Origin of the sequence: Bowmanella denitrificans (assembly GCF_002887595.1) — a bacterium.
Classification (GTDB): Bacteria; Pseudomonadota; Gammaproteobacteria; order Enterobacterales; family Alteromonadaceae; genus Bowmanella; species Bowmanella denitrificans.
Genome location: NZ_PEBU01000012.1, coordinates 116842 through 132929 on the forward strand (window position 1 = coordinate 116842; position 16088 = coordinate 132929).

General features: G+C 50.6%; 18 protein-coding genes. 17 read left to right on the forward strand and 1 reads right to left on the reverse strand.

Translation table 11 applies throughout. The features are described 5' to 3' along the window. Positions 1–30 precede the first annotated feature (30 nt). From CSR04_RS19615 to CSR04_RS19685, 15 genes are all read left to right on the forward strand, one after another. A complete protein-coding gene (locus CSR04_RS19615; protein WP_102798029.1) occupies positions 31–384 on the forward strand; it encodes a putative quinol monooxygenase in 354 nt (117 codons plus the stop codon). Positions 385–386: 2 nt separating this feature from the next. Beyond that, the gene (locus tag CSR04_RS19620) at positions 387–998 is read left to right on the forward strand and encodes a Crp/Fnr family transcriptional regulator (RefSeq protein ID WP_102798030.1); all 612 of its coding nucleotides are present in this window, start codon (positions 387–389) and stop codon (positions 996–998) included. A 57-nt stretch (positions 999–1055) separates the two neighbouring features. After that, on the forward strand, positions 1056–1682 hold the full coding sequence (locus CSR04_RS19625; protein ID WP_102798031.1) for an NAD(P)H-dependent oxidoreductase: 627 nt from the start codon (positions 1056–1058) through the stop codon (positions 1680–1682). After that, entirely contained in the window at positions 1679–2125 is a 447-nt protein-coding gene (locus tag CSR04_RS19630; protein WP_102798032.1) for a DMT family transporter, read from the forward strand. The genes CSR04_RS19625 and CSR04_RS19630 overlap by 4 nt, the downstream gene beginning before the upstream one ends. Next, entirely contained in the window at positions 2122–2856 is a 735-nt protein-coding gene (locus tag CSR04_RS19635; RefSeq protein WP_102798033.1) for a GNAT family N-acetyltransferase, read from the forward strand. The genes CSR04_RS19630 and CSR04_RS19635 overlap by 4 nt, the downstream gene beginning before the upstream one ends. A 141-nt stretch (positions 2857–2997) precedes the next feature. Then, entirely contained in the window at positions 2998–3717 is a 720-nt protein-coding gene (gene dsbC, locus CSR04_RS19640) for a bifunctional protein-disulfide isomerase/oxidoreductase DsbC (RefSeq protein ID WP_102798034.1), read from the forward strand. 33 nt (positions 3718–3750) lie between these two features. After that, positions 3751–5472, forward strand: coding sequence for a single-stranded-DNA-specific exonuclease RecJ (recJ, locus tag CSR04_RS19645; protein WP_102798035.1), 1722 nt, complete (start codon positions 3751–3753; stop codon positions 5470–5472). Continuing rightward, the gene (locus tag CSR04_RS19650) at positions 5469–5753 is read left to right on the forward strand and encodes a hypothetical protein (RefSeq protein ID WP_102798036.1); all 285 of its coding nucleotides are present in this window, start codon (positions 5469–5471) and stop codon (positions 5751–5753) included. Before recJ ends, CSR04_RS19650 begins: the two co-directional genes overlap by 4 nt. Before the next feature lie 59 nt (positions 5754–5812). Beyond that, positions 5813–6511: a DNA repair protein RecO gene (gene recO, locus CSR04_RS19655; protein ID WP_102798037.1), complete on the forward strand. Its 699-nt coding sequence runs from the start codon at positions 5813–5815 to the stop codon at positions 6509–6511. A gap of 15 nt (positions 6512–6526) precedes the next feature. Continuing rightward, the gene (pdxJ, locus tag CSR04_RS19660; RefSeq protein ID WP_102798038.1) at positions 6527–7258 is read left to right on the forward strand and encodes a pyridoxine 5'-phosphate synthase; all 732 of its coding nucleotides are present in this window, start codon (positions 6527–6529) and stop codon (positions 7256–7258) included. Between the two features lie 171 nt (positions 7259–7429). Then, positions 7430–7807: a holo-ACP synthase gene (gene acpS, locus CSR04_RS19665; RefSeq protein WP_102798039.1), complete on the forward strand. Its 378-nt coding sequence runs from the start codon at positions 7430–7432 to the stop codon at positions 7805–7807. A 6-nt stretch (positions 7808–7813) separates the two neighbouring features. Next, positions 7814–9163 carry a 23S rRNA (uracil(1939)-C(5))-methyltransferase RlmD gene (gene rlmD / locus CSR04_RS19670; protein WP_102798040.1) on the forward strand — a complete coding sequence of 450 codons (1350 nt, stop codon included), beginning with the start codon at positions 7814–7816 and terminating at the stop codon, positions 9161–9163. 163 nt (positions 9164–9326) lie between these two features. After that, complete coding sequence (gene relA / locus CSR04_RS19675) at positions 9327–11474, forward strand: GTP diphosphokinase (RefSeq protein WP_102798041.1); 2148 nt, start codon at positions 9327–9329, stop codon at positions 11472–11474. A 90-nt stretch (positions 11475–11564) separates the two neighbouring features. After that, positions 11565–12380 carry a nucleoside triphosphate pyrophosphohydrolase gene (gene mazG / locus CSR04_RS19680; RefSeq protein ID WP_342751417.1) on the forward strand — a complete coding sequence of 272 codons (816 nt, stop codon included), beginning with the start codon at positions 11565–11567 and terminating at the stop codon, positions 12378–12380. Between the two features lie 97 nt (positions 12381–12477). Then, positions 12478–13728, forward strand: coding sequence for an HD-GYP domain-containing protein (locus CSR04_RS19685; protein WP_102798042.1), 1251 nt, complete (start codon positions 12478–12480; stop codon positions 13726–13728). Between the two features lie 81 nt (positions 13729–13809). On the opposite strand, the gene CSR04_RS19690 is transcribed toward CSR04_RS19685, so the two are convergent. Next, positions 13810–14589, reverse strand: a complete 780-nt coding sequence (locus CSR04_RS19690) for an NF038132 family protein (RefSeq protein WP_102798043.1) — start codon at positions 14587–14589, stop codon at positions 13810–13812. 379 nt (positions 14590–14968) lie between these two features. Between CSR04_RS19690 and CSR04_RS19695 the strand changes: the two genes are divergently transcribed. Beyond that, on the forward strand, positions 14969–15403 hold the full coding sequence (locus CSR04_RS19695) for a hypothetical protein (protein WP_102798044.1): 435 nt from the start codon (positions 14969–14971) through the stop codon (positions 15401–15403). Then, complete coding sequence (locus tag CSR04_RS19700; RefSeq protein ID WP_102798045.1) at positions 15391–16080, forward strand: aspartate/glutamate racemase family protein; 690 nt, start codon at positions 15391–15393, stop codon at positions 16078–16080. Before CSR04_RS19695 ends, CSR04_RS19700 begins: the two co-directional genes overlap by 13 nt. Positions 16081–16088 lie beyond the last annotated feature (8 nt).

Below are 16088 nucleotides of genomic sequence, written 5' to 3' on the forward strand. Positions count from 1 at the left end.
GCTCGCCACATTTGTATTTAAGGAAACATTATGTCTAAGAAAGTCTACTGTATTGCTCAATTCCAACCCAAACCGGGCAAGGAAGCGGAATTATTCAAGGTGCTGCAATCCCTTGAACCCAACACCCTGCGTGAAGACGGTTGTCTGCAATACGTGGTGACCCGGCATCTCAGCAGTCCCTTTGCCGAGGGCAAAAGCTTCCCTATTGCCTTTAACGAAATCTGGGCCGATATGGCCAGTTTTGAAGCGCACTGCCAGCGTAAGGAAATTGCAGACTTCTTTGCGACTTACTGCGTGGCCGAAAATGGTTTAGCCGCGGATTGGAACGTCTGCATCTATAGCGATGAACCCAGTGATTTCGACGCCCCGCTGTTGGCTGGATAGAAATGACCAGCAGCACTCAGGTTGCACTGGCCGAACTGCGCCAGAAGATGCAAAGTTATGCGCCGTTGTCTGACCAGACCTGGCAGGCAATGCGCGAGATTTGCCGGACTCAAATGTTGCCCAAGGGCACCTACTGGCTGAAACCCGGCCAACAACCTGACCGCTTTGCTTTTGTGCACCGAGGGCTGCTGCGTATCTACGTGACGGACGGGCAGGGCCGCGAATACAACAAAATGTTTTTTGCCGAGGGCAGTTTCCCTGGCAGTATGGCGGCTCTTTTAGAGAAACGACAGTCTGATTTTGGCCTGCAGGCATTAGAGGACACCTGCCTGCTGGAAATTGATTTTGCCGCCTATCGCAGCTTACTGCAGCGTTTCCACGATCTGGCCCTTTATCAGGTGCACTACCTGGAAACCAACTGGTTACGCGCCAAGGATGTGCGCGAAGTGGCGTTGGTGCAGGAGGATGCCGCCAGCCGATATACCCGTTTTATGGATGAATTTGGCTATCTTGCCCATCGGTTACCTCAATATCATATTGCCTCGCATCTGGGCATTACGCCCACCCAGCTTAGTCGTATAAAAAAAGCCGGCATTATCAACCTATGTAAATGAGTCAGCTGTGGCAGACCCTTATGCTTTTCCTACTGATTCAAACAGAGGAAAAACATAATGTCTCTCATCGATGCATTAAACTGGCGCTATGCAGTACGCGCGTTTTCTGAACAAAAGCTGGACGATATGCAGGTTCTGCAGTTGCTGGAGGCAACCAGCATGAGTGCTTCGTCCTATGGTCTGCAACCTTATCGTATTCTGGTGGTGCAGAATGACGGGCTCAGAGAAAAGTTGCTGAAGCATTCATTTGGTCAGAATAAGGTCAAGGATTGCTCGCACCTGCTGGTCTTTGCAGTGACAACTAAGCCAGTGATTGGCTTAGTGGATGAGCATTTCCAGCGGGTCAGCAGCATCAGAGACGAAGCGATTGACCAATATGTCGGCTACGCCAACCATATGAAGTCTGTGCTGGGGGGAATGAATGAACAGGCACAGCGGCAGTGGGCCCATGAACAAGCCTATATTGCCCTTGGGACCTTGCTGACCAGTGCGGCGATGTTACGTATTGATAGCTGCCCCATGACAGGCATTGACCGGCAAGGTTTTGACCAGGAATTGGATCTGGCCCGTTTTCAATTGACTACCTCCTTTATCTGCACCTTAGGTCATCGCCATCCTGATGATCTGGCCGCCAGCAAGGCTAAAGTCAGGGTGCCGCTGTCTGATTTGGTGGACTGGCAATGAAACTGCTAGGCATTCTGGCGCTTTTAGCGGGGGCTGCCATTGCCACTCAGGCCAGCATGAACGCGCAACTTGGTGTGTTGTTACGTAATTCTTTGCTGGCCACCGCCATTGCGTTTACCGGCAGTATGTTGGTAACCCTGTTGGTGCTGCTTAGCAGCAGCGCCCATTTGCCTAAACTGGATACCTGGTTGGCAGTACCTGTGCACTTATGGTTTGGTGGGGTATTAAGTGCATTAGGCGTGGGCTTGTTTTATTACCTGATCCCTAAAATGGGCGTAGGGCCGATGATGTCATTTGCACTGACCGGGCAGTTGCTGGTGGCGATGCTGGCCAGTCATTACGGGTGGTTTGGGTTGCCGGTAAAGTCGCTGGATGGCATCAAGTTTTTGGGCATTGCTGCCCTAATCACCGGGATACTGCTGATTAACTGGAGAAATGCATGAATAAATCCTCCCTGTTATGGCAGGCGAATATCGATAACCAAGTGGCCCTGTGGCGATTTATGGGGGCTGACACCCTTAACCTGCAAGGTGAACTCTGGCATACATCAGTCAGTTGGCCGAATAAGCTCTGGCCTGACAAACTGCATAACGGCTTGGGTGAAGATATGCTCCACTTACTGAGCGATGCGCTAGCACCCAGCACTGTGGTGCCTGTGTGGACCGGGTTGCATCAAGAGTGCCCTGAAACTTTACCTGGACTGGCTAAAACCGGCGAGTTGGTGCAAATGTACCTTGATCTACAGGATTATGAGCAGTCCATAGGCACAGATAAGGTGGAGCTGGTGCATGTACAGGACCAAACTAGCTTACAACAGTGGTGGCAGATATGTCAGCAAGCCTTCGGCTACGACATCGATATTGAAGTGATGCGCAGATTGATGGCGGAATCTGCGGTGAGAATACTGATGGCGGTAAATAACGGACAGCCCCTGGGTACAGCACTGCTACTGACAACCGGCAGGGTGGTTGGGCTGCATCAGTTTGGTGTGGCACCTGCTTTTCAAGGGCAAGGCTTAGCCAAGCAGATGCTGCTGCAGATACTGGCACTGGCCAAGACCTGGCCAGTTGATTATATGACATTGCAGGCATCCAGTGCCGGGTTAGGGTTATATACAAAGCAGGGTTTTGTTCAACAAGGCAAAGTACATAGCTATATGCTCAGTCCCGGATGACTGCAGATGGTCTGACTGGATGCGGTGTCCGGCGTTTGTGGCTTTGACACCCTCTGACAAGGGGGTACAATGATTATCTTTGTAACTTTCAGGCCAACGGACAGGTCTACTATGTCAGTATCCGGAACAATTGGAAATACGATGCAAAAAGCCAAGTTAACGATCTTTGCTGCCTTGTTGGGAATGGTTTCTCTAGGCGCGCAAGCCAAGGAAGACTACAGTCAAATTAAAGCCAAACTGGTGGAAACGCTGGGGCTGTCGGTCAGCAATATTGAACCCGCCCCGGTGCCTGGCTTGTTGCAGGCGCTGACTAGTCGCGGTTTGTTCTACATCAGTGAAGATGGTAAATACCTGGTGCATGGCAGAGTGTTTAACCTGGATAATCAACTGCTGAATGAAACTGAAATGGCGCTGGGTTCGGTGCGGGCCGAGGGCATTAAGAAGTTCGATGATTCCATGGTGGAATTCAAAGCCAAGGATGAAAAGTACAAGGTCACGGTATTTACCGACACCACTTGTGGTTATTGTCGCAAATTACATTCGCAGATAGATCAGTATAACGATATGGGAATTACTGTGCGTTATCTGGCCTTTCCTCGCGGAGGTGTAAACAGTGAAGGTTATCAGGACCTGTTGTCTGTCTGGTGTGCGGATAACCCGAAAAAAGCCATGACCGACGCCAAAGCAGGTAAGGACATCGCCAGTAAAAGTTGCAACACCAAAGTCAGCGAACAATATGACTTTGGTCAGCAAATTGGCATAAATGGTACGCCAGCAATAATTCTGGAAGATGGCACTCTTATCCCAGGCTACCAACCACCATCAGCGTTGAAAGCCCTGTTAGACGAACACCACTCCTGATAAAGGGCGCGCAAGCGCCCTTTAAAATGTCCTATGCTGAATATTCGTTACCGACAAGCCGAATCCTGGCTGGAGCAAGAGGCTCCACTGCATCCGCGTTTAAAACAAATCTATGCCGGTCGTGGTATCCGCCAGATGGCGCAATTACAGCACAGCACCAAAGCTTTGCTGCATTACCAACAGCTGAACGGCATTGAACAGGCAGTGTCTGTACTGGCCCGTGCCTTGCAGCAAGCCAGAAAGCTGGTCATTATCGGCGATTTTGATGCCGATGGTGCTACCAGTACCGCCCTGTGTATGCTGGCCCTTAAACAAATGGGTGCGACGCAGGTTGAGTACCTGGTGCCGAATCGTTTCGATTTTGGTTATGGCCTGAGTCCGCAGATTGTTGATATGGCCCATCAGCAGGGGGCAGAATTGCTGATTACGGTGGACAATGGTATCGCCTGCCTGGCGGGGGCCAGACGCGCCCGCGAGTTGGGTATGCAATTGCTGATCACCGACCACCATCTGCCGGGCAGTGAGTTGCCCCCGGCAGATGCCATAGTGAATCCCAATCTGACCAGATGCGATTTTCCGTCGAAAAACCTGGCCGGGGTGGGGGTGGCATTTTATCTGATGCTGGCTTTGTGTCGTTATTTGCAAAACACTGGCTGGTTTGCGCAAGCTGCAATACCTGTGCCTAATCTGGCCGACTTGCTGGATTTGGTGGCCCTTGGCACTGTGGCCGATGTGGTCCGATTGGACCAAAACAACCGTATCTTAGTGCATCAGGGGCTGCAGCGAATTCGCAGCGGCCGCTGTCGACCTGGTATTCGCGCTATGGTGGAAGTGGCCGGACGGGAATGCGGACAAATTGCTGCATCTGATCTGGGGTTTGTACTGGGCCCCAGATTAAATGCCGCCGGCAGACTGGATGATATGGCGATGGGCATCGAATGCCTGTTAGCAGAGGAAGAAGGCAAGGCCAGACGTATGGCGGTGGAGCTGGATAGCCTTAACCGCGAGCGCCGGGAAATCGAAAGCAGTATGCAGGCCGAAGCCCTAAAAACCCTCGAGTTGCTAAGCTTTAACGAGCAGCAACTGCCGTCCGGATTGGTGTTATATCAGGCTGATTGGCACCAGGGAGTAATAGGTATACTTGCCGGGCGGATCAAAGACCGCTATTTCCGCCCCACCATCGCCTTTGCCCATCAGGATGACGAGGTGCTAAAAGGCTCTGCTCGTTCTATCCCTGGCCTGCATATTCGTGATTTACTGGAAGAGATCAACAGCCGCTATCCGGGCATTATTGAAAAGTTTGGCGGTCATGCCATGGCGGCCGGCCTGTCGCTTAAAGCCGAAAAGTTACCGGCTTTTGAACAGGTATTTCAACAGGTGGCGGACGAATGGTTGCAAGGCAAATCCCTGCAGGGAGAACTGTGGTCAGATGGTCAGTTGGACGGCAGTGAACTGAATCTGGACTTCGCGCAGTTGTTGAAAGAATCTGGTCCCTGGGGCCAGGGCTTTGAAGAGCCATTATTTGACGGTGAATTTGAACTGCTGGACCAGCGACTGGTAGGTGATAAACATCTGAAAATGATGGTAAAGCAAGGCTCCGGGCCGTTGTTGGACGCCATTGCATTTAATGTTGATTTGGCGGTATGGCCAAACCGGCAAATCAAGCAGGTGCAGCTTGCCTATCGGCTGGATATTAATCATTTCCGCGGCAAAGTCTCCCTGCAGCTTATGGTAGAGGCATTAGCAGCATTATGAGCAAAGCCAACAAAGCGGTGCAGCAAATGTTGCAACGCCATCCTGATTTAGTCCATTCCCAGGATATGAAAGTCCGCTCTCATGTGCAGCGGGAAGAAGATGAATGGTTAGTCAACACCCTGATGCTGGAGGGGCAGGATGTACCGTTTAAATTCCGTCGCAAAAAGCGTTATCGCAGTTTGCAGGGGGCGCGCATCAATATTACTTACTATCCGGATACCGAAGTGGTGGCCGGACTGGAATTTGAATATATGAAAATCGTGCGGATTCGCCAGAGCTGAACGACTTTTACCCCTGACTACTGCTATTATGCACGGATTCTGACAATCGGGTATCCCCCTTGAATCACAGCAGTTTCGAAGCCTTTGTGCTGCATCGTCGCCCTTACCGGGAAACCAGTTTTCTGGTGGATATATTTAGCCGTGAGTCTGGTCGCATCAGCCTGGTGGCCAAAGGGGTACGCAACAGCAAAAGCGCCAACCGCAGCCTGTTACAGCCTTTTGTGCCCTTGCAAATTAGCCTGGTGGGGCGTCATGAACTTAAGAACCTTAAACAGGTAGAAAGCACCGGTCGGGCCATCCCGTTACAGGGTACCGCGCTGTTTTGCGCTTTGTATCTCAATGAACTGTTACAACGTTTGCTACCCTTGGAATTGTCGGCGGAAAACCTGTTTGATGCTTATGTACAATCTCTGCTGAAGCTGCAAGCCGGTCAGGCTTTTGAGCCGTTGTTAAGGGAATATGAACTGCTACTGTTGGCCGAGTTAGGTTATCAGATTGATTTCTATCATGATGCTGAGTCAGAGCAGGCCCTGCGCGGAGACAAATTTTACTGCCTTGATATTGAGCGAGGCTTTGTGCTTAGCCCGGTACAAAAAGCCAGTGCCTCGGATTTTCTCGGTGAGTGGTTGCTGCAGATTGCCGGGGGGGATTGGCAGCCCCATGCGCTACGTAGCGCCAAATTAATTAACCGTATGATGCTTAGGCCCTTACTCGGGAATAAGCCTTTAAAAAGTAGAGAGCTTTTCCAGAGCAATTAGTGGAGTGTAGATGCAATGAAAGACATTTTGCTGGGGGTCAATATTGACCATGTGGCTACCTTAAGAAATGCCCGGGGAACGGCTTATCCCGATCCTGTGCATGCAGCCGAAATAGCAGAAAGAGCCGGGGCGGACGGTATTACTATTCATCTGCGTGAAGACAGACGTCACATTATTGACCGGGACGTGGAAATTTTGCGTCAGACTTTGCAAACCCGCATGAATCTGGAAATGGCGGTCACTGAGGAAATGTTGCTAATCGCATCGCGTATCCGCCCGGAATTTTGCTGTCTGGTGCCGGAAAAACGTGAAGAATTGACCACTGAAGGTGGCCTGGACGTGGCAGGTAATCTGGAAAAGATCCGACTGGCCTGCGGCCGTCTGGCAGCCGAAGGCATACTGGTATCTTTGTTTATTGACGCTGATAAAGCGCAAATTGATGCGGCGAAACAGTCAGGTGCCCCCTATATAGAATTGCATACAGGCGCTTATGCCGAGGCGCGCAACGAACATGAACAGCAGCAAGAACTGGCCAAGATCGCAGAGGGGGCACGCTACGCTCACAGTCTGGGTCTAAAGGTCAATGCCGGCCACGGTTTGACATACCACAATGTCAAACCCATCGCTGCCATTCCTGAGATGATCGAGCTGAATATTGGTCATGCCATTGTCGGCCGCGCGGTGTTTGACGGCTTACCTAAAGCGGTGGCAGACATGAAGCGCCTGATGCTGGAAGCCAGACTGTAAAGATAATTACCACAGAGACCCGGAGAACACAGAGGTGACCACAATAAAGATAGATTCGCCGCTTAGGCCAGTTGAATTGCTGGCGACTACTGACTGGTCGGGCGATAGTGCCGGGAATATACCTACTCTGAATACTCTGTGCCTTGTGTGTCTCTATGGTGACGTAACGATATGGCGATAATTGGTCTAGGCACAGACATAGTGGAAATTGCCCGTTTTCAGGAGCCGCTGGAAAAGTCCCGTCGTTTGGCCCAAAGGGTGCTGAGCGACGAAGAATTACTGGAATTTGATCAGCATAATTTCCCGGCCCGTTTTCTGGCCAAGCGTTTTGCTGCCAAAGAAGCCATGGTTAAAGCCATTGGTAATGGCATTGGCAATGGCGTTAGTTTCCGCCAGATGGAAGTGCGTCACCTTGCCAGTGGTGCCCCGTATCTACATATTAGTGGCTATTTGCAGGAGTTATGTGTGAGCAGGGGAGTCATGTCGATCCACCTTAGTATTGCCGATGAACAGCACTATGCAGTCGCCACGGTAATATTGGAGAGCTGAACAAGCATGGTACAGATTTACAAAGCGGCCAAAGGCCGCAAGCCTGGACCGGTCAGTCTAGCCAAACAGCTTCTGACTATTGATGAGCTGGATCATGCTGGTATGGGGGTATGTCGCAGCCATCAGCCGGTGGTTTTTGTGGAAGGCGCATTACCTGGTGAACAGGTAGAAACGCGCATCATCCAAAAAAAATCCCGCCACTGGCAGGGGCAGGCGGTGAAAGTATTGCAATCCAGTCCCGAGCGGATCGAGGCATTTTGCCCGCATATTAACCAATGTGGTGGCTGTCAGAATCAGCATATTGGTCAGACTGACCTGCTTGCACATAAGCAACAGGCGGTGGCGCAGTTGCTAAGTCGCCAGTCAGGGGTATCTGCACTGCCCTGGCAATCCCCTTTACAAGGGGACGATCGTCACTACAGAAGAAAGGCCAGACTGGCTGTCGATGCACAAGGCAAAGGCGGGCCAAGTATCGGTTTTCGTGCTAAAGGTAGCGAAAAGGTAGTGAACATCCGGCAATGCGCTATTCTAACTCCGGCATTGCAGTCGGTGCTCACGCCGCTGCTACAAGCTGTGAAGGCGTTAAAGGGCGTTAGAGCCATCGGACATATTAGTTTGCTGGATGCCGACAATCAGCTTCAGGTATGTTTGCGAGTTACCCGGGATTTACCGGCAGCCGATCTGGCGCAGTTGCGAATTCTGGCAGAGAAGTGCAAAGTTTCCCTGCTATTGGAAACAGCACCGGAACGCTTTGAATACCTTTCGGGTGAAAGGTTGAGTGCCAGTTATCAGCCTGCCACGGGACTGAACCTGACAATCGGCCCCAATGACTTTATTCAGGTCAATAGTGCCATCAACCAGGCAATGGTGGCACAGGCTTTGGAATGGCTCGACATAGCACCAGGTGAACAGATATTGGATTTGTTTTGTGGTGTGGGTAACTTCAGCCTGCCGCTGGCCAAAGCTGGCACCAAGGTCGTCGGCATTGAAGGTGTTCAGGCCATGGTAACGCGTGCCAGGGACAATGCGCAGAATAACGGACTGGCGGTGGATTTTCGCTGTATGGATCTCAGTGACAGTCAGGCATTACTTAGTTTACCGGTCAAGATGGATAAGGTGCTGCTTGATCCGGCCAGAGCTGGCGCCCTTGAGCTTATGCCTGTGCTGCACAAACTAAAACCCGGGGCGATTTGTTATGTGTCCTGCAATCCGGCAACCTTCGCCCGCGACATCGCCGTACTGGCCGAAAAAGGCTGGCGCATAGATAAGATCAATCTGATGGATATGTTTCCCAATACCGTTCATACCGAGTTGATGGCGCTACTAAAACCTTCCGGGGCAGCGCGCAAAGCATAAGGCGTTTGATAGTGTTCGACCTGATAAAGCTTGAACTCCCGACCCCGACAGGATGAAATGGCAACTGGCAACTGGCAACTGGCAACTGGCAACTGGCAACTGGCAACTGGCAACTGGCAACTGGCAACTGGCAACTGACAACTGACAACTGACAACTGACATTATGGTTTCCATACGTAAGGTACATAAGCAAACTCTGGCCTTCTCCCAGTGGCTGGCTTCATTGCATCTGCCGGCAGACACCGCCGCCAGACTAGCTGCGCTTCAGGAACGCTTTGACTGTCCGCTGATGGGACGGGAAATGGTGGAAATCCTGCATGAACTGCACATGGATGACGATACCCTACAAGCGGCCTTAATGTTGCCGTTGATTGAACAGCAGCAGTGGCAGGAAGAACTCATTGCTGAGCGGCTGGGTAACGACATGCTGGGGTTAGTGCAGGGGGTGAGACGCATGGAAGCCATTCGCACCTTACACAACAATAAACAGGCCCGTACCGACGAAGCACAGATAGACAATTTACGTCGTATGTTACTGGCGATGGTGGAAGATGTGCGGGCGGTCGTGATCAAACTGGCCGAACGTATCTGTACCCTGCGCGACGTTAAAAACGCAGACGAAGAAACCCGGGTACTGGTGGCGCGGGAGTGCGCCAGCATTTATGCGCCTTTGGCTAACCGTTTAGGCATTGGTCAGCTGAAATGGGAACTGGAAGATCTGTCGTTTCGTTATCTGCACCCGGAAACCTACAAGCAGATAGCAGGATTACTGGATGAGAAGCGTGAAGATCGCGAGCAATATATCAGCGATTTTGTCAGTAATTTGCAACAACAGTTGGTTGAACAGCAAATTCGCGCCGAAGTGTATGGCAGGCCGAAGCATATCTACAGCATCTGGAAAAAGATGCAGAAAAAACACCTGGGTTTTGAACAACTGTATGACATCCGTGCGGTGCGTATTATTGCCGAGCGTTTGCAGGATTGCTACGGCGCGCTGGGGATTGTGCACGCCAACTGGAAGCATATTCCACGCGAGTTCGATGATTATATCGCCACCCCTAAGCCTAACGGCTATCAGTCTATTCATACTGTGGTGGTCGGGCCACAGGGTAAGGCGGTAGAGATCCAGATCCGTACCCAGCAAATGCATCAGGACGCAGAACTGGGGGTTGCCGCCCACTGGAAGTATAAGGAAGGTGCGCCGGGTGGACGTAGTGGTTACGAAGAAAAAATCAACTGGTTGCGCAAGATACTGCAGTGGCAGGAAGAGATGGCCGAGTCCGGCGATCTGGTGGAAGAGCTGCGCAGCCAGGTATTTGACGACAGGGTCTATGTCTTCACTCCCAAGGGCGATGTGGTCGACCTGCCTCTGGGGTCAACGCCACTGGACTTTGCTTACTATATTCACTCCAATGTCGGCCACCGCTGTATTGGTGCCAAAGTGTTTGGCCGTATTGTGCCCTTTACCTATCAGTTACAAACCGGTGATCAGGTAGAAATTCTCACCGGTAAACAGCCCAATCCCAGCCGCGACTGGATGAATCCGCATTTGGGCTATGTGCACTCGTCAAGGGCGCGGGCCAAAATCCATACCTGGTTCAAAAAACTGGACCGGGATAAAAATCTGCAGGCCGGTAAAGAAACGCTGGAGAAAGAACTGCAGCGTATTAATTTACCTGTCAAAGAAGCGGCTTTGGCGTGCGAGAAGTTTAATTTTGCCCATCTGGACGACTTGTATGTGGCCATCGGCGGTGGTGATGTGCGGTTGTACCAGGTGGTTAATTTTCTGCAGCAACGTCATGCACCGCCCGCGCCGCTGGATCTGCGCCTGAAGAAAAAGCCACATCCTGCTCAGGGTAAAGATGCGGTGGTAGTGGAAGGGGTGGGCAATCTGATGACCCAACTGGCAGGATGCTGCCAGCCGTTACCGGGGGATCCGATTCAGGGCTTTATTACTCAGGGCCGCGGTGTCAGCGTGCATCGGGAGGATTGTGAACAACTCGCCCATTTGATGCAGGAACATCCCGAACGCAGTATTGAAGTGAACTGGGCAGGTGAGCGCAGCGGTGCGTTTGAGTCCAATGTGGAAATCCTCTGTGCCGATCGTGACGGTATTTTACGCGATATCACCACGATTCTGGCCAACGAGAAAATTGGTTTATTGGGGGTGAACAGCCTGAGTAACGCCAAAGAACACACCGCCAGAATCAATCTGAAGTTGGAAGTGAAAGACTTAAACAGCCTGGCTAAAATCATTGCCAAGCTTAAGTTGGTTAATGGTGTGGCTGAGGTGCGTCGCTCTGAACTTTGAGCTGTTGGTTAGCCGTCGTCAGAGCTTTTATGTCGGAATTCAATTCCGACCTACTGTGGGGGCGCACGTTAGAATGATAAGGAACGGGTTTTGACAATCATACATGATCAGAATTATCCCAACCTCGATAAGCTCCTGTGGGTAATGGACAAACTGCGCGACCCGGATGATGGCTGCCCCTGGGATCTGAAGCAAAGTTTTGCCAGCATTGTGCCCTTTACTATCGAAGAAGCCTATGAAGTGGCCGATGCCATCGAACATGGTGAACCTGCAGACATTCGGGAGGAACTCGGCGATTTGCTGTTCCAGGTGGTGTTTTATGCCCGTCTGGGTAAAGAGCAAGCGCTGTTTGATTTTGAAGATATTGCCGGGCAAATGGCAGAGAAGTTGATTCGTCGCCACCCTCATGTGTTTGCCCAGGCAGAGTTTGATGAGACAGAGGTAAAAGCCAACTGGGAAGCCGAAAAGGCCAAGGAGCGCGCCGATAAGGCGGGTGGCAAGGTGATGCTGCTGGACAATATTCCGCAGGCATTACCGGCCTTAACCCGCGCGGCAAAAATACAGAAGCGTTGTGCCAATGTGGGTTTTGACTGGCCGGACACCGATGGCGTGTTTGCCAAAATTCAGGAAGAAATCCTTGAAGTGCAGGAAGAATTAAACCGGCCGCACGTCAATCAGCAAGCCCTGGAAGAGGAGTTAGGCGACCTGTTGTTCGCCACTGTGAATTTAGTCCGTAAGCTGAAGAAAGACCCGGAAACCCTGTTAAGAAAAGCCAATCACAAGTTTGAGCAACGTTTTCGCCAGGTGGAACAGCGTTTGACTGAGCAACATATCCCTCTTGAACAAGCCAGCCTGGAGCAGATGGAAGAACAGTGGCTTAAAGTCAAGAATCTGAAGAGAAATTGAGAAATATCAATGTCATTATTGTGCTCTGGCGCTAAGCTGGTTAGACAAACAGCTGCTTAGTCTGCTGGATTGCCAGAAGTGATAAGAGACAGTAAGCATGGCCAAACTGAAAATTCACCCGGACAGCCTGCGATTGGGCATGTATGTGAAGTTGCCCTCCGGATGGATGAAGCATCCCTTTCTTTTCAATAGCTTTAAATTGAGCAGCCATGAGCAGATTAGGGTCATTCGTGCCTTAAAGTTACCTTATATCCTGATTGATGCGGACAAAAGTGACGTACAACCACAGGAAGAGGTGCAGTTAGCCCCTGAGCCAGTATTGGATGAGGATACACAGCAGTTGCGCGAACAAATGGAGCAGGATAAGCACCAGCGCATAGAACAGCTGAAGCAGTTTCGTCGCAGTTTACAGAAAACAGAGAAGAACTTTCAGCGCAGTTTAGTGCAGGTACGTAATCTGATGACTAAGGTGGGTAGCAGGCCCTTGCAGGCAGTAGAAGAAGCACAGCAACTCATCAGCGACATGGCCGATATCATTCTGGGCGAAGAAAATGTTGCCCTGCATCTGATGAACCCGGATAAACAGGGAGATAATCTGTATTATCACTCCCTCAATGTGGCAGTACTGGCAATGATGCTGGCCAGACAAGGACAGCTTAGTCGGGAACAAGGGCAGAAACTTGGACTGGCGGCTTTATTTCATGATGTAGGTAAGCTCAAAATCCCCAGTCAGGTGTTAAGAAAAACCGACGCGCTGAGCAAGCCGGAAGAGAATCTGCTGAAAATGCACTGTCAGTACGGGGTGGATTTATTGAGCCATTCTGACGCCTTTCCGGGTGATATATTGCCGGTAATATTGCAACACCATGAACATATCGATGGCAGTGGTTATCCTCGCGGACTGTCAGGAAAAGCCATTGATCCACTTGCACAGATTCTGATGCTGGTAAATGAATACGACAACCTTTGTCATCCTAGGGATCCGGCCAAGGCTAAGATTCCCTATCAGGCGCTGTCGTTTCTGTTCAAGAATATGAAAGCCAAGTTGCCGGATAAAGAAACCAAAATGTTGGTTAAGCTGCTCGGTGTATACCCGCCCGGCACTGTGGTGATGCTGTCTGACAATAGGGTTGGCATGGTCATTTCGGTGAATACCAGTGATCTGCTTAATCCTTCCTTGCTGATGTATGATGCTTCAGTACCCAGCACTGAAGCGCCGATGATCAGTTTAAAAGAACATGACCTGAGTATTCTTAAAGTCATTAAACCCTCGCAACTGCCACCACCTATTTTCGAGTATCTTAATCCCCGGGCACGCATCAGCTACTTTGTCGATAAAGCCGGCTAGGGGCTGTTTATCTTTCAGGTCTGGATTGAAAAGATCAACAGCCCCTTATTCGCTCTTTAGCGGAGCGTTTTTAATGGTCGGTTATCGACGCTTTCTAACCAGGCCTAACGCCAGTAAACCTAAGCCCATCAGCGTTAAAGGGGCTGGCACAGGCACTGGCGTGCCGATAACGCTGCCACCCACTGTCGCACCGTCAAAGGCCATGCCGCTTTGGAAATCATTGTCATTCCAGTTAACCACGCCCATCTGCAAATAATAGTTGCCGGTATTAGCAATGGCATAACTTGCTTTTATCCAGCCGGTATAACCGCAGCCATCGTCATAACAAGTGCCTGAGTCGCTTCCTAGCTGACTCCAGTCCGGCGCCCCTGCAATAATTGGCGTGCTGGCAGGGGTTAAAGTAGCTTCTGGGGTCGGCATATTAAAACCTGGTACGGTATCGCCTCCAGGTGTTGTCCGGGCGGTGAACAATAGAGCCACCTGGTTCATTGCGCTATCGAGCAATCGTGCCCATGCATAGTCGGCAAAGCCAGCTCCATCAGAGGTGACATAATTGAAGAAAAACTCCAGGGAATCGCCTGACTCTGCGCTAAACAGAGGGGACAAGGCCACCGAACCATTTTCGGCACTACCGCTTCCGCCGACACCGTCCAATCCAAGACCAATGGTGCCATTCTGAGTGCTGACATAACCAAACTCGGTGCTGCCAAAAGGGGAAGTGGTAACATCGCCGTCTGCGGCAGAGCTGCCGAAATTACCCTGACCAGTCCAGCCTGTCATTAAAGAGGCAGAAACCTGCCCTGACAGCCCGATTAGGCTTAAAAAAAGATAAGTTGCGGTTAACTTACTCCTAAACTTCATTTACTACTCCTTGGTAATGTTAAAACAACCTGACGTTGACCTTTGTCAGGCGCGCCGTTTTAAGCATAAATTATTCCGGATGGCTTAAAATTAATAAAAAACAATTGGTTATGATTTTTGTTGATGATAAAAGATAAGCAAAGATACAATCAGTGTAAAAAAAAATGACAGTTGGGAGCTGACAGTCATTCAGTCAAACCTGCATGGCATAGTTGTTGTTACCCACTTTGCCAGCTATGTTTTTGTATAAAGTATGTTTTCTTCACGTGTAAGCTCTGGTACACATGTCATTATTACCCAGCTGTACGTTTGGAAATGCCATACAACGGATGGGCAAGTCAGGGAGTCAGGGAGTCAGGATGAGGAAGCGGAGTCAGCAGTGTTAGCCCATAAACAATTTTTCACATTACGTCTGGCTGATTATTTGGCGCCGGAAACGGTGGAGGAGTTTGACAGCTGGCGCTTTATGGGCCGCGAGTGGGCCGGAGAGGCCTTTGGCGCAACAGAGTTTTTGCGTCCACGGGGTAATCCCCATGACACTGTATTGGTAAATCTGGATCTGCAGGAGTTACCGGCACTGAAAATCAAAGAAATTTTGTCCCGCCTGGAATTAGCTCTGACACCTGGCATGGAGGAAACTGAGCTGGCTGCGTTATTGGGTCGCCCTGTCAAACAACATGACTTTTTACCAGATCGTAAAACCCTTGATTACCAGATGTTTCAGCCTGACCCTTATTATCTGTCGCTGACATTGCGCAAAGATAAAGGCCTGACCAATATCTTGTTGATAGCGGAGGAATTATCAAAACCATAGGCTTGCTGGGAGGGATGAGCTGGGAAAGCACACAAAGCTATTATCGGCTTATTAATCAAAACGTCAGGCAACGATTAGGAGGCTTGCACTCGGCCAGTATTATCCTAAACAGTCTCGATTTCGCCTCTGTTGAGAGCTTTCAGCGTCAAGGTGACTGGGAAGGAGCGGCTGAATTATTAGTTGCAGCCGCGTTGCGAGTGCAGCGAGGTGGTGCCGATTGTCTGCTGATTTGTACAAATACTATGCATAAGGTGGCGGATGCGGTTGAAGCCGCACTGGATATACCCTTACTGCATATTGCCGATGCTACAGCGACCGAGTTAAAAGGCCGGGGAATAGACCGTGTTGGCTTGCTGGGTACCGCTTTTACTATGGAACAGGCTTTTTATCGTCAACGCTTGGTGCGACGTGGCCTGGAGGTCATTATACCTGATGAGGATGACCGTCAGACCATCCATCAGGTAATCTATCAGGAACTTTGTCAGGGGCAAATTGTGGACAGCTCCCGGCAGGAATACCTGCGCATTATTCAGCAACTGACTAAACAGGGCGCACAGGCGGTGATATTGGGCTGTACCGAGATTGGTTTGTTGGTCAGTCAGAATGATACCGAGGTACCTCTACTCGATACCACAGTAATTCATGCCCACAATGCGGTGCAATGGGCATTAACTTAAGGAGATAT